Origin of the sequence: Anaerotruncus sp. 80 (assembly GCF_009936115.1) — a bacterium.
Taxonomy (GTDB): domain Bacteria; phylum Bacillota; class Clostridia; order Peptostreptococcales; family Anaerovoracaceae; genus Senimuribacter; species Senimuribacter intestinalis.
This window is the reverse complement of the sequence record NZ_QWES01000004.1, coordinates 160227-177212: the sequence shown is the minus strand read 5'-3', so window position 1 is coordinate 177212 and position 16986 is coordinate 160227. Positions and strand designations below refer to the sequence as shown.

Genomic DNA, 16986 nt, shown 5'->3' with positions numbered 1-16986 from the left:
ATAATAGAAATACAGTAATAATATCCCATTAATATAGAACGGAGGAAGTAAATGACAGAAAATAAGCTGCTGACAGCAGCTGAACCTAAGAGAACTTATCAAGACAGTATCTTTCGCATGCTGTTTTCAGAAAAAGAAAATGCCATCGAACTTTTTAATGCACTGGAAGGGACTGACTATGGACCCGATACTGAAGTGAGATTTTTGACCTTAGATGACGTCATCTATCATGGCATTAAAAATGACCTTAGCTATGAGATTGCAGTTGCATATCTGGTATTTGGAGAACAGCAGAGTACTATATCTGCTAATATTCCACTCCGTATGCTTCGCTATTTGGCGAATAACATCGCAATACTACTAGACAATAGAACGTTTTTCAGACAGGGGCAGGTAAAAATCCCGACACCACAGTTTTTCGTTATCTACACGGGAAGCGAGCCATGGGACGTGGACGAACTGAGATTATCATCCAGCTTCATGGGGGAGCCAAAGGAAAATTCCGTAGAATTAGTAGTAAAAGTCATCAAAGTGGTGTACAATGAAGGAGAAGAAGAGGAAGCGGAGAAAAATCCTGTATTGCAGAAAAGTACCAAGCTGAGAGAATATGGAATGTTCGTTAGGTATGTGAAAGAAGGGCTTTCTGCAGGAAAGGACAGAAAAGAAGCAGTAGGCGCTGCCGTAGAACGCTGCCTCAAGGAAAACATCTTAGTGAATTTTTTAAGAGCTCATAGCGCGGAGGTGGAGAAGATGGCATGGCGGAGCATAACCATGGAAGAATTCATAGAGATTAGAGCAGAAGAAGCTGCGGAGATTGCTGCAGAGAAAGCCACAAAAGAAACCACGGAGAGGGTGACCAGGGAAGTGACCGAAGAAGTCACTAAAGAAGTCACTAAAGAGGTCACTAAAGAAGTCACTAAAGAGGTCACTAAAAAAACCTTGGAACAGACCACACTCTCCAATATCCAATCTCTAATTAAAAATCTTCACTTAGACCTTGAACGGGTCATGGACTGCTTGGATATCCCCCAAACGGAGAAGCCAAAATATCGTAATTTAATTAACACGATAAATAACTAAAGCAAAACGCTGAGACGAGCCGTACTCTCTCAGCGTTTTATATTTTCTATGCTCTAGCCTCTGCTGCCTTTGCATGACCTTCCAACCCTTCTCCATATGCCATTCTAGCAACTAGCGGTGCAATTTTCTTCGACGCTTCGAGACTCATACTCTGGTGCGTACAGGTTTTTAGGAAAGTACCTACCCAGACGCCGCCAGTATAACGTGCTGCTTTTACTGTCGGCAGCGTATGATTGGTACCTGATGCATAGTCACCAAAGACCTCCGCTGTATTGCCACCGATAAATAAGGAGCCATAATTATACAAATCCTCTATAATCTCATCTGGATTTTCAATATTGACCTCTAAGTGTTCCGGCGCATAATCATTGGATATCGCCACAGCTTCCGCCAATGTATCTACAATTACAACTTCACCGTAGTCATCCCAGGATTTTTTTGCAATGCCTGAAGTAGAAAGGATTTTCAGTTCTGCCTCTACATCTTCGATGACCTGTTTGCCAAAGGCTTCGTCGGTGGTTACCAGAATACCCTTAGCATTGGGATCATGCTCCGCCTGTGCCAAAAGATCGGCAGCGATAGTCTTGCTGTCTGCTTTCGCATCTGCAATGACAAGAACTTCACTAGGTCCTGCTACAAAGTCAATTCCAATCTGTCCGTAACACTGGCGCTTTGCTTCTGTTACATAGCGATTGCCTGGTCCTACAATCATGTCCACCGGTTTGATTTCTTCTGTACCGTATGAGAACGCAGCAACAGCCTGCGCCCCGCCTACTGCATAAATTTCATCTGCGCCTGCAAGATCCATAGCAACCAGCGTTTTGTAGTGAATCCTCGAAGTACCTTTTACTGTCGGTGAACATGCTGCAACCCGCTTCACGCCTGCCACTTTTGCAGGTGTAATCAACATCAGCGCAGTGGAGTAAAGAGGATAGCCACCGCCTGGCACATAACAGCAGCAGGATGTAACGGGAATAATTCTGTGCCCCAGATAAATCCCCGGCTGTGGACTGAAATTCTCTAATTCTGTCACAGTTCCTCTCTGTGCCGCTGCAAATTTTTCTATATTAGACTTTGCCATGCGAAGATCTGAGAGTTCCTGCTCTGTTATCTGTTCATAAGCCTCTTCAATTTCCTCTCTGCTGATTCGCAGCATCTGTCTATGGCAGTCATCAAATTTCTCGTTATATTCATGAAGCGCCGTATCACCGCGCTGGCATACATCATCTATAATCGCAGTTACACCATCTCGTAAAGCCCGGTTATCTTCTGCGGTTCTCTCTTTGGATTTCTTCAAAATTTTCATCTTAAATACACCTCTTGTCATTTATTACATTAACATATTAAAGCACCCACCTGTCTGTTGTCAAGAGGATTCACAATAAAACTGTAGTAGCTCCTTCGATTCTACCAACACCAACTTCGCCGCTTTTTTTCTTTATTTTTGCGTTACCCCTATGCAAAATTCTCAAAAAAAATCTTTCAAATTGGCGTCATGCAATCTTACTTGTCTTTAACAGGCTTTCTGATATAAAGAAACAGGAGCCTAATCGGCTCCTGTATGGTTCTTTTTAAATTAGTCTGCAACGTAAGGCAGTAATGCAACGATTCTTGCTCTTTTGATTGCAGTGGTAACTTCTCTCTGATGTACAGCGCAAGTTCCAGTGATTCTCTTAGGCAGGATTTTGCCTCTCTCAGTGATATACTTCTTGAGTTTTTCTGTATCCTTGAAATCGATTACTTCTGTCTTATCAGCGCAGAACTGGCATACTTTCTTTCTTCTCATGCCACCACGTCTTCTATCCATCATGGTTCTTATCTCCTTTCCTTAGAATGGAACGTCTTCATCAATTGCCTGGAATGAATCCGGCATCTCTTCCGGCATGCTGCTGGCAGCCGGCTGATTGTTATAGCCTGAAGAAGCGTTCTGTCTCGGTGCGAAATTACCGCTGCTCTGCGGTCTGTCGCCCCACTCTAAAAATTCTACTCTGTCTGCCACAACATCGGTTGTGTAAACAGTGACGCCGTCCTTGTTCTGATAGCTTCCGGTCTGGATTCTACCCTGAACGCCGACTAATCTGCCCTTTGCCAGATACTTCTCACAGTTCTCTGCCTGTTTGCCGAAAACGGTCACGCGAGGAAAATCTGTCTGCTTCTCTCCGCCTGCTCTTACAGGTCTGTCAATAGCAACGGTAAAGGTTGCAACTGCCATCTGTGTGCTTGCAGTATATCTGACTTCCGGGTCACGGGTAAGTCTTCCGATTAGAACTACACTATTCATTAACTACACCCCTTTTCTTATTTTGCGTCTTTGTTGATGATGATGTGTCTCATTACATCGTCGGAAATTCTCAGTCTTCTGTCCAGTTCCTTAGGTAACTCTGTGCTTGCTGCAAATTCAATTACAACGTAGTAGCCTTCGCTCTTCTTCTGAATTGGATAAGCAAGTTTTCTCATTCCCCAAGTGTCTACTTTCTGAACTTCTCCGTCAGCTGCAATGATACCCTGTACCTTCTCAACTGTAGCTTCCTTCTTAGCATCTTCTAAAGTAGGATCGATAATGAACATAACTTCATAATTTGTCATTGGTTTCACCTCCCTATGGACTAAATGGCGTAAGCCTCATGCTTACGCAGAGATTTTGCACAAAATCGTGCCTTATTATTATACCCGCAAAGCAGCGGCCTTGCAAGTCTTTTTTGCATTATTTCCAAAGCTTTTCCGGGTACAGCCCCTTATCCTTCATGGACTGCAGCGCATCAACTACGCTCTGCTTATCTTCTTTGTATGTGACGCCATACCACTTGTCATGGGAGTGAAGCACCTTTACGGTCGCCTTATCCTCTTTAATTAGCTGATCCACAACCCCCGGCAGGAAATATTCTCCTTTAAGAGGATTCTCGACCAGCGCTTTATCCAAAAATGCCGGAAAACGTTCCTCCATTTCACGGACAAAGGACTCTGTAAAACCCCAGAAATTCATAGAAACGGTGGTTCCTTCTTCCAAAGCCTGCCAGGTTATCCCATCGTCCTCTGTAAATGCAATCCCGCCGTCGTGATACATGATTTTCGTGCGCTCTACAATGTCCAGAAGCTGTCCGTTTTCACCCACTTCGCAGACACCACGCGCTACATGACCGTTTTCGGTCAAAGTTTTCTCCAGATTATAGCCAACCATGCAGTAACGATATTTTTCGTCATCCTTCGCCTGGTCCAGATAGTCGTAGATGATCTGAAATGCACCTGGTCCGTAGTAATCGTCTGCGTTGATAACCGCAAAAGGTCCGTCAATGAGTTTGCGTGCACTGAGCACCGCATGACAGGTTCCCCACGGTTTCACACGCTCTGCAGGAACCTGATACCCCTGCGGAATATCTGTAAGCTCCTGAAAAGCATACTCCACCTTCATATATTTTCCCGCGCGCTGATCGATCAGTCTGCGGAAATCTTCTTCATTTTCTTTTTTAATGATAAAAATCACCTTCTCAAAGCCCGCCATCATGGCATCGTAAAGTGAAAAATCTAAAATGATTTCTCCTTTGTCGCTGATCGGATCTATCTGCTTAAGTCCTCCGTACCTGCTGCCCATGCCTGCAGCCATAATAACCAGTACTGGTTTGTTCATACCGTGCCTCCTTTGTTTTTTGTGATACATCAAGTTTCTTGATAGAAGAAACTTCTTCCTTGTAAAATTTTTTAATCAAATCTATCTTAATTAAACGATTCAATGCAACCGAAGCCTCTGCTGTTATTCATTCTGCTTCACTAACCTAAAAATATTATACCAAATATCCTGCGATTCACAAGTGCAAAGAACAGCGAACTTTACTGCTGTTCGTCTCTGTGCATATTTCCATCAAAACAGCCAAAAATATGCACAAATCCTCGAGCAAATGTGCATATTTTTGATAGTTTTTCTCCTGATATGCATTTTTTCCTATAAAAAACTATCAAACAGCAGTTTGACTATCGCCTTACAGCTCAGAATGTGCATATATAACGTAAAAACCCCGAAAATATGCAGACCGATGTGCATATTTTCGGGGTTTTCTTTGAAAATATGTATTTTTTCAGTGCTCTCCCCGTCTAATACAAAATATCGTTATTTTTAATCTTAATTTTCTTCGTTTCGTTCAAACTATGAGTTTCATTTACCACGTAATCTACAAAAGCTCTGTAAATTCCCCTCGGTTCTTTGTCCTGCAAATATACCAGATAAGTATTATATTTAACTGGAACTTCAAGAGGAATGGCTGTGATTTTGTCATTAACAATCTGTGCAGCTGTGGATTCTGTAGCAAAGGTAATACCCTCGCCGCTGGAAAGCATATTGATAAGCAAATCTCTATCAAATGTGTTTTCGAGGACGACCTGAAATTCAGCATTTCTATCCGCATATATCTTGTGAAAATCATCGTAAAGATTTGTCGTTTTCTCCCCTACAAGTACCGGTAAGTTTGACAGATCTTCCGCCGAAATGGCATGATGCGCCGCAATTGGATTATTCCGATTGATAATCACCAGTAAATCCTCTTCAATTAGCGGAATGTAGGTCAAGTAGTCAACCTTATCCTCCGGTCTCAGCTTGACAAGGGCAAAGTCCAAAGCCCCTTTTTTGAGGTCAGTATAAGCACAGTAATTATCAGAAATTCTTATGGTGCCGACAACATTGGTGCTTGATTTATAAAAATCTTTTACGATTGTAGATACCCCAACGGTCCATGAAAACGGAAAAACAGCGACATTAATTACCGCTTTTTCTGACTCCTCATTGCCATTGAATTCCTTCATAAGCACATCGATAGCATCCACAACCCCTCTTGCATATTTGCAAAATCGCTCTCCATCTACAGTTAAATAAATATTGTGATGATCCCTTACAAAAAGGGCCGTGTTCAGTTCAGACTCAAGTGCACTGATTTGCTGTGAAATATTGGACTGTGTGACATACAGAGCCTGCGCGGCTTTTGTGAAGTTTTTCTGCTTTGCAACCTCTAACACGTAATAAATCTGTCTAATTTCCATAGTCGTATCTCCCCTTAGTTCAAGTCACAAATATAGCTGTCATTACTTTCACTAATGATGTCCATTATAACCTTTAATTTCCTTTTCATCAATAAAAATATTACAATTTATTATGAAAAATCTCTAAATTAAAATTCAAAACTGAAGAAGGAGGGATATCGCCTTGATTATACCAGAAAAAATCAGTGAAATTCTGGAAGATGTTATCACAATAAGACGGGAAATTCATAGAAATCCAGAGATTGGATTTGAACTGCCCAAAACCTCAGCTCTGGTAAAAAAGGAACTTTCAGCCTACGGTGTCGATGAAATTATCTGCGCCGGCAAGTCTTCCGTCGTAGGCACGATAAGAGGTAAAAAAGGACCCGGAAAATGTATCGGTCTGCGATGTGATATGGACGCACTTCCGGTTTTAGAAGAAACAGGTCTTTCATTTTGCAGCCTGACCCCCGGCGCTATGCATGCCTGCGGCCATGATTTACATACTGCAATGATGCTAGGAATTGCAAGAACCCTGTGCGATATGAGAGATAAGTTTTCTGGCACGGTAAAGGTTATCTTTGAAGCAGGTGAAGAAACGCAGCCCGGCGGCGCTATTGGAATCATCGAGTCAGGTGCAGTAGACGATGTTGACGCTTTTTTCGCAACCCATGTCATTCCAAGCGATGACAACGTTGGACTGATAGGAATTAGAAAAGGCGCCGTGACAACCTCCGCCGACGAAGTAAAAATCAAAATTCACGGAAAAAGCAGTCACGGTTCACAACCGCAAAATGCAAACGACGCAATTTTAGCCGCAACGCAGATTAACCTTTTGTTGCAGCAGATTCAAGCGAGAAATATCAGCCCATTGGACACCTGCATATTGTCCATGAACCTGATTCAAGGGGGCGCAGCAATCAATATCATTGCCGACTATTGTTACATGGAAGGTGCACTTCGCGCTTATACCCAAGAAGCCCGCACCATCGCAACAGAAAAAATTCGCGAAATCTGCAAAGGTATAGAAACCCTTTCCGGCTGCAAAATAGACGCCAACATCAGCTTGGGCTATGACGCCTGCTACAACGATGAAGACCTCGTCGACCTAATCACAGGCACTCTAGGTGAGGAAAATTACTACATCCTCAAAGAGCCTATGTCCTTTAGCGAAGACTACAGCTTTTTCGGAACAAAGACCGGAAAGCCATCTGTACTTATGTTTCTAAATGCAGGGCATGCACCGGGAATGAAAGTCTCCGTACTCCATCGCTCAGACTGCACTTTTGATGAAGATGCAATGAAATATGGAATGGCGGCAATCGTTAACAGTGCACTTGCATTTCTGAAAGAATAAATTTAAATTGTAAAGGAAAGGAGTTATTATGGTACTTTATAATGCTTTCTTGGCGGTAGTAATCGTTGGTATCGCCTATGTTATCGGTGAATGGGTATCCACAATCACAAAGGCATGGGTCCCTTCCGTACTGGTAACCGCAATCATCTTTTTAATCGGTTTTTGGACTGTAATTCCTAAGACAGTATCCGAAGATTCGGGACTTTCTTCCTTCGCCGGCACAATTGGCGTACTCATGTTCATCACCCACATCGGTACGGTCATCAGTCTAAAACAGCTGGTCGAACAGTGGAAAACCGTAGTCGTCTGTCTGGTCGGTCTTGTCGGTATGGTCGCACTATGCTGGTTCATCTGTCCAATCATCATGGACAAAAACCTTGTTATTGCAGGACTTCCGCCTCTAACCGGAGGTATCGTTGCTGCACTGACCATGCAGGGCGCTGCCGAAGCTGCAGGATTAAAAGAAGCCGCAGTATTTGCAATCGCAATGTACAGTGTGCAGGGACTCGCAGGATATCCTATCACCGCTTTATGCCTGCACTCAGAAGGCAGAAAGCTTCTGAAAGAGTGGCGTTCCGGCGATTTGAACCTTTCACAGAAAGAAATTGACAAAATGAAAACTGTCGGTCTTACTACCATCGCAGATGACAGCGGGACTAAGAAATTAATCCCACCACTTCCAGACAAATTTAACACTCCAGTTTTCATCATCGTAAAACTGGCTCTCAGCGTGTGGCTTTCCAGTATTGTCGGACAGCTGATTCCACAGATTCCTACAATTGTGTGGTGTCTGATTATTTCAGTCATTTTGACAAGAATTGGCTTCCTTGATACCAGTTCAATGACAAGAGCAAATACATACACAATCTTCATGTTTGCAGCTATGTTAAGCGTATTCTCCGGTCTTGCTGACTGCACGCCAAGCATGCTGAAGGCCCTGATTGTTCCAATGCTGATTATGATTGTAATCGGTGTTGCCGGTATGGCGCTGGCTGCTTTCATCATTGCAAAGCTGTTCCACATGGACTTCCAGCTTGCCTTTGCAAATGGTCTTACCGCTTTATACGGCTTCCCTTGCGATGCAATTATCACAGAAAACACTTGCAACTCACTGACTGATGACCCGGACGAACGCGGATATCTGATGAGTAAAATGTTCCCATCCATGGTCGTCGGCGGATTTGTAACAGTTACAATCACATCTGTTATCTTTGCAGGCTACTTTGCAACCTTGCTGGGCGGCGGTGGAATTACAATTTCATAGGTAAAAGGGGAGCTGCCTGCTGATGCATGCAGCTCCTTTGTTATACATGCAGCATTGCCACGCACACACCGCAGACTGCAGAAGGCGCAGCACCCTGCCCGCGCCATGGTCAGTGCGGACGTGACCGAGCCTGTTTGCTGAAATCAAGAAAATGTTTGTCGATTCGCAAACAAGCCGGCAAGAAGAAAAAGTTGCGAGTATTAGATTTTAGTACCTATTCCGTTTTTTTGCAAAAAAGGTATCAAAACTTAGAAGTTACTTTATACTAACTAAAAGGTTTTGAGCAAATTAAACGAAATAGAAATGGAATTCTTCGTTCTTTTTCGTTTTCTAAGCGGATATTTTCATAATAACTTGCCATATTATTAAAGTAATTTCCTCAACTTCCATATAATAGATATCATGATTTAAAGAGTTTGATACCTTTTTTACAAAAAACACTTAAAGGTACTAATGACATGCTTCATGCGCCTTTCATGCGTTTTCCGTACCAATTTCCTTGTTGCCCTTGTTAAAAGATGTCCGGTCAGCTATAATATTATCATAAATGGGAAAACAAGGGAGGAACTCACTATGATAAAAGCCATGGAAGCAGCGGAAAGAGATGCTGCGCTAAAAGTTGCCGATTTGATGGCTGCAGCTGCAAGGACCGCACCTAAAGCCAGTGGAAAAGATAAAATCATCACATTCATTCTTACAGGTGATGAAAAGCAAACCCTTGCTGAAGAAATGCGCAAAGTCGCCGCCCAGCGAGGCGAAGAATTTATCGAAAGAGACTCCTATAACGTGGAAGATAGCCACTGTGTAGTTCTAATCGGCGCTGTGTCTAATCCCTTTGGACTAAGTGACTGCAAGATGTGCGGTTTTGAAAACTGTGCAGAGATGAAAAAGGCAGGCGCCAACTGCGCATTCAACATCACTGACCTGGGCATTGCCGTAGGTTCTGCAGTCTCCGTGGCGGCGGACCACAGAATCGACAATAGAGTCATGTACTCAGCAGGCGTTGGCGCTCTTAGAATGGGAATTTTCCCAAAAGACGTGCGGGTCTGCTATGGCATTCCGCTGTACACCGGCGCTAAAAGTATTTTCTTCGACCGGGGAGCTGGCGCTGTGCTGCTGTAATCTCACATGCAGAAGCGCCAGAAGTATTAATCTGTCTGCTCAAATAATTTCAGCATAATATCACAATAATTCTGGGCGCTTTCTGTCATGATATAATCCGCTCGTTTCAGCGCCAGCGCCTGTTCTGTTGCACCGCTTCCAAGAATGATCCTTGCCGGATCCCCCGGTGCAAAGTCCATAATAGCAAAGACAAGGAAAGTCGCCCCAATCAATACTGGAATTGCAAGCAGCAGGCGTTTTATCACATACTTATACATACCTATATTTCCTTTCTGCTTTCTGAGGTTCCCTGCTTACACCCATACCTCTTCTAAAACTCTCAGCGTATTTCCGCCAATTACTTTGGCAATCTCTTCTTCACTGTAACCTCTGCGGATTAACTCACGTAAAATATTCCAGGAAGCCTCTGTCGGATTTTCAAGATATGCCACATACGGCACCTCATCATACGGTACACCTGGATCTGAGTCATACTTAGTAGAAAACAGCTCGTCAAAGGCATGATGCATACCAACATGGTTCCCGTAAAGTGTATCCGGTCCGAAGCTGACATGATCAATACCTACTAAATCTTTAATATACTCAAAATGCTCCATCACCGTTTCCAGAGAATGGGTCATGCTCTGATAGGACATGGTCGTGTGCGGAGATGCCTCCACCCCGATTACACCGCCGTGCTTTGCAATCTCGATGATGGTTTCATCTGGAAACATTCGCTTGATGTTCCAAACTTTCTGCGCACCAAGATGGCTTGCAATCAATGGTTTTTTTTGAGTATGCCGCCACGTCGTAGGCGGTTTTCGGTCCGCAGTGAGAAACGTCGATGAGCATACCGATTTTGTTCATCCGTTCCACACAGGCTTTTCCAAAGACAGTAAGACCGCCGTCTACTTCCTCTTTTAAACCGCATCCCAGTGCATTAGCCTCAGAATAGGTAACCCCCAGCTGACGGACACCCAAACCGTAAAGTACGTCAATTCTGTCGATTTCATTTTCAATCGGTGCCGCGCCCTCTACCACAGGCACCCAGGCAATCTTGCCTTCCTTCTTGGCATCGTAAATATCCTGCACTCTTTTGCACTGTACCAGAAAGTCCTGATGCGCAATGTCTGCAAGATGCATCGCCAAATCATGAATTACATCGTTCCACTTCCAACCTGCCATAGAAGACATCAGACAAGTTCCATCTGCCAGATTGTCAAAGACGCAGTCCAGATTAGAATACGCAAGCGCCTCATACGCAATCATTTGCCGTCCACAGCGATATGCATCCATAAATTTACTCGGATGTGACATATCCTCCGGATGATAACACGGATGCTCATGCAGAGAAATCATAACATGCCGATCTAAAATTTCGCGATACATTGCCTCCTGCTCGTCGTCCAATTCTACAACATGCCTTCCTGCCCAGTCCCATTTCGGCCAAGCCAGTTTCGGATAATCAACACCTTCCTCTAAAAAAGAAAAGGCACGGTATCCTTTGTAGCCTCTTTTCATTTTTAATTCCATTGATGCACCTCCTCAGAATTTTTTCTTCATACTGCATGATTTTAATACTTTACTACATTTTACCATTGCTTTTTTGTATGCTGGTAGTTCAAAAAATAATAGGGGGTATTGCGTCTTTAGCAATACCCCACTGTATTTCTTTACGGTCTATGTAATCCTCTATGCGCCTGATTCCGTTGATAAGATAGGAACTCTGTTTCAAATTGCAGGCAATCATCATCATAGAAAAAACGCAGCTATCTTTATATGTACAAAAGATAGCTGCGCTCACCATATCTATTCTATTTTATAAAACTCATATCTCGCTACAAAAAAGACGTTTGGGAATCGTCTCTGAAATTTTGATTTTATAGGATTAATTAAGTATAGGATTTTATTTTTAGGACTTTTTATGGGTAGAAACTTTTCCCAAACAGTTCTTTTCCTCTATGTTACTATTCTAGCAGAAAATAGTCCCCTTGTCTTTGTAATATTTTATAATTTTTTATAAATCTATTTGTCTTATAGATAAAAAAGAGACTCTTATCAAATACTTTTTTGTAAGAATCTCCCATTTTAATCAAAATATTTTCCTAATCAGCCGATGGGTTCAAAATCCTCTGCGCCGTGCTTGCACAGCGGACAAATATAATCTGGAGGTAATTCTTCCCCCTCATATACATACCCGCATATCTTGCAGACATAGCCTTTTACTTTCGGCTTGCTGTCCGGCGCTGGTTTGATGTGATCGAAATAATACTGATAGGTTGCTGAAGGTACATCGGAAAGTACTTTCTCTTCGGTCACTTCACCGATAAACATCAGATGAGTGCCCAAATCTACAGTCTTGTTTACTTTAACGGAAATCACAGCATTCGTCCCTCCGGTAATATACAAAAGACCGTTTTCGCTTCTTTCTGCGTCAGCATAACCGCTGCACTTATCCGTATCCTTTCCGCTGCTAAATCCAAAATGCTTAAACACTTCAAATTTCGCCGCCTCGCTGAGAATAGATATATTAAATACGCCAGTTCTTTCAATCATACCACAGGTATAATTTGCTTTATTGACGCAGATAGACAGCTGTTTCGGTGAATCAGTCACCTGCATTGCCGTATTGATGATACAGCCATTGTCTTTGTCTCCTTCTTTTGCAGTTAGGACGAAGAGTCCATAACTGAGTTTAAATATTGCACTCACTGCGTTCACCTTTTCCCTTATTCCGCTTTTTCCTCAAACACATCTTTGCCAAGTCCGCACAAAGGACACACCCAATCTTCTGGAATATCTTCAAATGCAGTACCCGGCTCGATTCCATTGTCCGGATCACCTACTGCAGGATCATACTCATATCCACATGCTCCACATACATACTTTTTCATAACATCGTCCTCCTTTAATCTTGATTGATTAATAAATAAATTTTGATGGCTGCTGCCAGATTCTGATAGAACTCCTTTTCATTACTTTCAGAATCCAGTTTTTCCTGAAGTTTTCCGATTCTGTACCGGATGGTATTCTTGTGACAATACAGCCTTTCTGCTGTCTCTATTGTGTCACCTTTTGCTAGAATATATTCGACTGCCGTACGAAACAATTCTCCATCCTTATCTTCTTCTTCAAAAAGCGGCGCCAGATAATCTTCCATATATGCTGCCATTGATTTGGTATGCATGCCAGGAATAATTAATCTGTATATACCCGTTTTTTCATAATACTTAACAGGAACTTTTTCAATTTCTGCAATTTTTTCTGTCCAGAAAGCCTGTCGCACTGCTTTATCAATATTTTCGCCTGTTGGCACAACCGCACTGACTCCCACAGTCATTTCCCTGCCAATCAGACCATATGCGATTAGCACATCATCAAACTGGGCTTTAAATCTGGACGGATTCTCCTCATCCTGAGAAAGTATTACAAAGAATCGATTCCCCAATTTCCCAATAAAGGTCTTGCTGCGCAATTTCTGATCAGGCTTTGCTCGTTTGATCATATCTGAAATCTGCGTCCCTGCGATTTCCTTTATCTTCACGCAAAGAACCAGCCTGACAGGTCTCAGCTGTGAGCTCATTTTCTCCTGGGCACACTCTGCTTCTTCCGCAGAAAATTCCCGCAGCAGCATATCAGAAAAAAGGGCTTCCGCCTGCAAAACGATATCATCTCGTTCCACCAGATTTTTTACGCTAAAAATAATATCTTCAAAATATTCGTCATGCGAAAATTCTAAAATGGGAAAATTACGCTCATCAGCATAGGCCAGTGCTTCTGCAGGAAGCTCTTTGAAAAATACCGGTTTATAGGCAAGTACCTGCACATTCTGCGAAATCAGTTTTTTTATAGTCACAAGCACCAGCGCCGGATCATCTTTGGCAAAAAGCAGACTGGAAAGCACCAAACTGTTGCCTTCAAAACTGTTGGCTCTGTACTCTTCTCCCTCCTGCATAAATTCAAAATCCAAAATTTCCGTCGCCGTAACGGCTCTATTTAAACCCTTTTCGCCTGCCACGATTTTAAAATTCTGCATGATTTCTAAATTCAGCAAGTCTTTGATTGTAACAGCCATAGGAACTCCTTTATCCTCTGTCGGACTTTACGCATCAAAAAGAACAGTTGATAAATATCTTTCTCCGGAATCCGGCAGAATCACGACAATGTTCTTCCCACAATTTTCCGCTCTTTTAGAAAGCTGCACCGCCGCCCAAAGCGCTGCGCCGGAAGTGATTCCTGCCAGATATCCCTCTTCTTTTGCAAGGCGTCTTGCAAGGTCATAAGCGTCATCTTCCAGAACAGGAATAATTTCATCAATGATGCTCCTATCCAGCACATCAGGCACAAAATTTGCGCCAATCCCCTGCAGATTATGACTGCCGGTTTTGCCTTCCGAAAGCAGCGGCGAATGCTTCGGCTCCACCGCGACTATCTTTACCTCCGGATTTTTTTCCTTCAAAAATGTTCCGCAGCCGGTAATGGTGCCGCCCGTGCCCACGCCAGCTACGAAAATATCCACCTTACCGTCCAGCTCTTCCCAAATTTCCGGACCTGTGGTATCAACATGGGCTTTAGCATTTGCCGGATTGACAAACTGCCCTGCTATGATACTTCCCTGAATTTCCTGATGCAGTTTCTCCGCTTTATCGACAGCGCCCTGCATGCCCTTTGCGCCTTCTGTCAGCACAACCTCTGCACCGTAGGCGGCAAGGAGTTTTCTCCGCTCCAGACTCATCGTCTCAGGCAGAACGAAAATTGCTCGGTAGCCCTTCGCCGCCGCAATAGCAGCAAGACCAATTCCTGTATTTCCACTGGTCGGCTCAATGATAGTGCCGCCCGGTGCCAGCAGTCCCTTCTCCTCAGCATCGGCAATCATACTCATCGCTGCCCGATCTTTGATACTGCCTGCTGGATTAAAGGCTTCTAATTTTCCATAGATTGCCGCATTTGTCTGCTGGCTGTTTTCTATCTTGTGAAGCCGCATAAGCGGTGTTTTTCCGATGGTTTCGGTAATCGTGTTATAAATCATCCTTTTGTCCCCGCACTTTTTCTAAAATAATAATAGCGATACATAAATAAGCTGCGCCCAGAGACCATCCTCCGATAATATCTGTGGGATAGTGCACGCCTACATAAACTCTGCTGCAGCCGATTGCAATAATCAGAAAACCGAGCAGCCCCGTCAAAACGTTTGCCAGCTTTCTATTTTTGCAGTACCTTCGAATGAGATAAATTAAAATCCCATAGCATACCAATCCATTCATGGAATGCCCGCTGGGGAAGGAATAGCCTCCCTCTTCAATGAGACGCACCGCAAAATCCGGTCTCGGTCTTTGGAAAATCTCCTTTGCCGCTTTATAGACGACAATAGAAGAAAGAGAAATTACCGCAAAGGGAATTCCCATATTCATTCGTGTAGATTTTACCATAAGCAAGAAAATTCCCATAAGACTGACCATCTGCCAGTTTCCCAGATAGGTTATAGTAATAAGAACTCGGTTTAGCCCTGGATTTCTGCGAGCATACACCCATTCTCTGATAGCCGTATCAAAGGATAGCACCTCGGCAGCAGAAATTTGATATGCAACATAGGCGAAGCATAACAATGCTCCGCCTATGATAACTGCTCGAATCTGTTTCTTAGATTCCGAATTCATCTAACAATCCTCTTTATTTGAACTTTACTGCTGTTCCATAAGCGATGACCTCAGCAGCGCCCTGCATAATTGCAGAAGACGCAAATCTCATACCGATTACTGCGTCTGCACCCAGGCTTTCGGCTTCGTCTACCATTCTCTTGGTAGCAATCTGTCTGGCTTCCTGCAGCATTTCTGTGTAGCCCTTCAGCTCACCGCCAACCAGTGTCTTAAAACCTGCCCCGATATCCTTTCCCAGATTCTTGGACTGTACTACATTACCTTTTACCAAGCCCAGCACATCAAACTCCTGTCCCGGAATATAGTCAATATTTATCAGTTTCATATAAAATACCTCCTACCATATCTTTTGCGATTTGTTTATATTATACTCCTTTTTCGTAGATATTTCCACTGGTTTTATTGTTTCTTCCGCTCTTTATCAGCTTTCCTTAAACCCTGCGCCAACCACTTCATTAGATTCCATAATGATAATAAACGCTTCAGGGTCTATCTCCTTTGCCATCTTCCTAATTCCGACCATTTGTTTCGTGCTACATGCACACATCACCACATTTTTTTCCTCCTCAGAAAAACTCCCTTCTGCCTTTATCAGCGTTGCACCTCTGCCGGCAACTTCATCAATGCGTTGCGCTATTTCTCTCGCACAGTCGGTAACGATGAGCGTCATTTTTCCGGCAGAAATACCATACATTACCCTGTCTATTACTGCAGCCATAATATAACTGATCAGCATACCGTAAATCAGCCCGTCTACGCTGCCTGATACGGTTACGGCGCCCAGAATTATGATAACAGCCTCCATCATGAAAGAAATACTTCCAAAGGAAAGATGCGGCTTTAATACCTTAGCTGCCATTAAAATAAAATCCGTTCCTCCCGTAGATGACTCACGCAGATAAATCATTGCATAGCCAAAACCAGCAAGTACTGCTGTGCAAATAACGGCAAGAATCGGTTCCCCATGGTAAACAGGAAACATCGGCGCTACTACGTCCATGATAAACGAAGTAATAATAATCGTCCTTAAAGAACGCAGCAGAAAAGCCTTTCCGAGAAGCTTATAACATAGCAGTGTGATAGGTATATTCAGCACTAAGGATACGGCTCCAATAGGCAACCCAAAGAGGTGGTAAAAAATCAGACCAATTCCATTCAGTCCCACCATAGGAAATGACGCCGCCGAAGCAAAGTTGTATGCACTAAGTGCAATTAAAATTCCGCCTACAATATCTACAGCAATATCAATACAAAGTTCTTTTATATTTATCTTTTTCATTTTTAAGTCCTCCTATTACATAAAAGTTTCAGCATACTCCCCTATACAGTGCTTGCACCTAGTTGCAGCCTTCGGACTCAGGGCTGCCTTCTCTCGCTCCATACGGTATTTCTATCAAATTTTTACTGTAAGTATAAATTTCCTTGCGATTCACAGGCATCCCCCTTTCTTTTGCTCATGCGAAGATGAAAGAAAAAACGCACTGCCTATTGCAGTCCGCTTTTCAATATTTGTTAACTATATA

At 43.1% G+C, this 16986-nt stretch carries 20 protein-coding genes; 4 read left to right on the top strand and 16 right to left on the bottom strand.

What is annotated here, in order from left to right:
• Positions 1–51 precede the first annotated feature (51 nt).
• A complete protein-coding gene (locus D1155_RS03640) occupies positions 52–1080 on the top strand; it encodes a hypothetical protein (protein ID WP_160201061.1) in 1029 nt (342 codons plus the stop codon).
• Positions 1081–1126: 46 nt separating this feature from the next.
• Here the strand turns inward: D1155_RS03640 and hisD are convergent, their stop codons facing one another.
• From hisD to D1155_RS03610, 6 genes are all read right to left on the bottom strand, one after another.
• The gene (gene hisD, locus D1155_RS03635) at positions 1127–2386 is read right to left on the bottom strand and encodes a histidinol dehydrogenase (RefSeq protein WP_160201060.1); all 1260 of its coding nucleotides are present in this window, start codon (positions 2384–2386) and stop codon (positions 1127–1129) included.
• Positions 2387–2656: 270 nt separating this feature from the next.
• Entirely contained in the window at positions 2657–2887 is a 231-nt protein-coding gene (gene rpsR / locus D1155_RS03630) for a 30S ribosomal protein S18 (protein WP_243151009.1), read from the bottom strand.
• Positions 2888–2908: 21 nt separating this feature from the next.
• On the bottom strand, positions 2909–3361 hold the full coding sequence (locus D1155_RS03625) for a single-stranded DNA-binding protein (RefSeq protein ID WP_160201058.1): 453 nt from the start codon (positions 3359–3361) through the stop codon (positions 2909–2911).
• A gap of 17 nt (positions 3362–3378) precedes the next feature.
• Positions 3379–3666 carry a 30S ribosomal protein S6 gene (rpsF, locus tag D1155_RS03620; RefSeq protein WP_160201057.1) on the bottom strand — a complete coding sequence of 96 codons (288 nt, stop codon included), beginning with the start codon at positions 3664–3666 and terminating at the stop codon, positions 3379–3381.
• A gap of 118 nt (positions 3667–3784) precedes the next feature.
• Positions 3785–4705 (bottom strand): sugar phosphate nucleotidyltransferase, encoded by a 921-nt coding sequence (locus tag D1155_RS03615; protein WP_160201056.1) that lies wholly within the window; start codon positions 4703–4705, stop codon positions 3785–3787.
• Positions 4706–5166: 461 nt separating this feature from the next.
• The gene (locus tag D1155_RS03610; RefSeq protein WP_160201055.1) at positions 5167–6105 is read right to left on the bottom strand and encodes a LysR family transcriptional regulator; all 939 of its coding nucleotides are present in this window, start codon (positions 6103–6105) and stop codon (positions 5167–5169) included.
• Positions 6106–6268: 163 nt separating this feature from the next.
• Here D1155_RS03610 and D1155_RS03605 point away from each other — a divergent pair, with 163 nt between their 5' ends.
• The 3 genes from D1155_RS03605 to D1155_RS03595 all read left to right on the top strand — a co-directional run bounded on the left by D1155_RS03605 (position 6269) and on the right by D1155_RS03595 (position 9827).
• Positions 6269–7441 (top strand): M20 family metallopeptidase, encoded by a 1173-nt coding sequence (locus tag D1155_RS03605; protein WP_160201054.1) that lies wholly within the window; start codon positions 6269–6271, stop codon positions 7439–7441.
• A 28-nt stretch (positions 7442–7469) separates the two neighbouring features.
• On the top strand, positions 7470–8705 hold the full coding sequence (locus tag D1155_RS03600) for a hypothetical protein (RefSeq protein ID WP_160201053.1): 1236 nt from the start codon (positions 7470–7472) through the stop codon (positions 8703–8705).
• 573 nt (positions 8706–9278) lie between these two features.
• Complete coding sequence (locus tag D1155_RS03595) at positions 9279–9827, top strand: DUF2148 domain-containing protein (protein ID WP_160201052.1); 549 nt, start codon at positions 9279–9281, stop codon at positions 9825–9827.
• 26 nt (positions 9828–9853) lie between these two features.
• On the opposite strand, the gene D1155_RS03590 is transcribed toward D1155_RS03595, so the two are convergent.
• The 10 genes from D1155_RS03590 to D1155_RS03550 form a co-directional block, all read right to left on the bottom strand.
• Entirely contained in the window at positions 9854–10084 is a 231-nt protein-coding gene (locus D1155_RS03590; RefSeq protein WP_275557416.1) for a hypothetical protein, read from the bottom strand.
• Between the two features lie 36 nt (positions 10085–10120).
• The gene (locus D1155_RS15940; protein ID WP_279261425.1) at positions 10121–10540 is read right to left on the bottom strand and encodes a membrane dipeptidase; all 420 of its coding nucleotides are present in this window, start codon (positions 10538–10540) and stop codon (positions 10121–10123) included.
• Entirely contained in the window at positions 10527–11339 is an 813-nt protein-coding gene (locus D1155_RS15935; RefSeq protein ID WP_279261423.1) for a membrane dipeptidase, read from the bottom strand. Before D1155_RS15935 ends, D1155_RS15940 begins: the two co-directional genes overlap by 14 nt.
• A 576-nt stretch (positions 11340–11915) precedes the next feature.
• Positions 11916–12518, bottom strand: a complete 603-nt coding sequence (locus tag D1155_RS03580) for a flavin reductase (RefSeq protein WP_347560962.1) — start codon at positions 12516–12518, stop codon at positions 11916–11918.
• Between the two features lie 17 nt (positions 12519–12535).
• A complete protein-coding gene (gene rd / locus D1155_RS03575; protein ID WP_160201050.1) occupies positions 12536–12700 on the bottom strand; it encodes a rubredoxin in 165 nt (54 codons plus the stop codon).
• A 14-nt stretch (positions 12701–12714) separates the two neighbouring features.
• Complete coding sequence (locus tag D1155_RS03570) at positions 12715–13881, bottom strand: PucR family transcriptional regulator (protein WP_160201049.1); 1167 nt, start codon at positions 13879–13881, stop codon at positions 12715–12717.
• A 27-nt stretch (positions 13882–13908) separates the two neighbouring features.
• Positions 13909–14835 (bottom strand): cysteine synthase A, encoded by a 927-nt coding sequence (gene cysK / locus D1155_RS03565; protein ID WP_160201048.1) that lies wholly within the window; start codon positions 14833–14835, stop codon positions 13909–13911.
• Positions 14825–15463, bottom strand: coding sequence for a phosphatase PAP2 family protein (locus D1155_RS03560; protein ID WP_160201047.1), 639 nt, complete (start codon positions 15461–15463; stop codon positions 14825–14827). The genes cysK and D1155_RS03560 overlap by 11 nt, the downstream gene beginning before the upstream one ends.
• A 13-nt stretch (positions 15464–15476) precedes the next feature.
• The gene (locus D1155_RS03555) at positions 15477–15788 is read right to left on the bottom strand and encodes a YbjQ family protein (RefSeq protein WP_160201046.1); all 312 of its coding nucleotides are present in this window, start codon (positions 15786–15788) and stop codon (positions 15477–15479) included.
• Positions 15789–15884: 96 nt separating this feature from the next.
• The gene (locus D1155_RS03550) at positions 15885–16742 is read right to left on the bottom strand and encodes a YitT family protein (protein WP_160201045.1); all 858 of its coding nucleotides are present in this window, start codon (positions 16740–16742) and stop codon (positions 15885–15887) included.
• Between the last annotated feature and the right edge of the window lie 244 nt (positions 16743–16986).

Coding starts and splice junctions, on each gene's coding strand:
- cysK (WP_160201048.1), bottom strand. CDS start 14,835: ATGATTTATAACACGATTACCGAAACCATCGGAAAAACACCGCTTATG.
- D1155_RS03590 (WP_275557416.1), bottom strand. CDS start 10,084: ATGTATAAGTATGTGATAAAACGCCTGCTGCTTGCAATTCCAGTATTG.
- D1155_RS03640 (WP_160201061.1), top strand. CDS start 52: ATGACAGAAAATAAGCTGCTGACAGCAGCTGAACCTAAGAGAACTTAT.
- rd (WP_160201050.1), bottom strand. CDS start 12,700: ATGAAAAAGTATGTATGTGGAGCATGTGGATATGAGTATGATCCTGCA.
- rpsR (WP_243151009.1), bottom strand. CDS start 2,887: ATGGATAGAAGACGTGGTGGCATGAGAAGAAAGAAAGTATGCCAGTTC.
- D1155_RS03610 (WP_160201055.1), bottom strand. CDS start 6,105: ATGGAAATTAGACAGATTTATTACGTGTTAGAGGTTGCAAAGCAGAAA.
- D1155_RS03570 (WP_160201049.1), bottom strand. CDS start 13,881: ATGGCTGTTACAATCAAAGACTTGCTGAATTTAGAAATCATGCAGAAT.
- D1155_RS03615 (WP_160201056.1), bottom strand. CDS start 4,705: ATGAACAAACCAGTACTGGTTATTATGGCTGCAGGCATGGGCAGCAGG.
- rpsF (WP_160201057.1), bottom strand. CDS start 3,666: ATGACAAATTATGAAGTTATGTTCATTATCGATCCTACTTTAGAAGAT.
- hisD (WP_160201060.1), bottom strand. CDS start 2,386: ATGAAAATTTTGAAGAAATCCAAAGAGAGAACCGCAGAAGATAACCGG.
- D1155_RS03560 (WP_160201047.1), bottom strand. CDS start 15,463: ATGAATTCGGAATCTAAGAAACAGATTCGAGCAGTTATCATAGGCGGA.
- D1155_RS15935 (WP_279261423.1), bottom strand. CDS start 11,339: ATGGAATTAAAAATGAAAAGAGGCTACAAAGGATACCGTGCCTTTTCT.
- D1155_RS15940 (WP_279261425.1), bottom strand. CDS start 10,540: ATGTTTCCAGATGAAACCATCATCGAGATTGCAAAGCACGGCGGTGTA.
- D1155_RS03625 (WP_160201058.1), bottom strand. CDS start 3,361: ATGAATAGTGTAGTTCTAATCGGAAGACTTACCCGTGACCCGGAAGTC.
- D1155_RS03595 (WP_160201052.1), top strand. CDS start 9,279: ATGATAAAAGCCATGGAAGCAGCGGAAAGAGATGCTGCGCTAAAAGTT.
- D1155_RS03555 (WP_160201046.1), bottom strand. CDS start 15,788: ATGAAACTGATAAATATTGACTATATTCCGGGACAGGAGTTTGATGTG.
- D1155_RS03550 (WP_160201045.1), bottom strand. CDS start 16,742: ATGAAAAAGATAAATATAAAAGAACTTTGTATTGATATTGCTGTAGAT.
- D1155_RS03600 (WP_160201053.1), top strand. CDS start 7,470: ATGGTACTTTATAATGCTTTCTTGGCGGTAGTAATCGTTGGTATCGCC.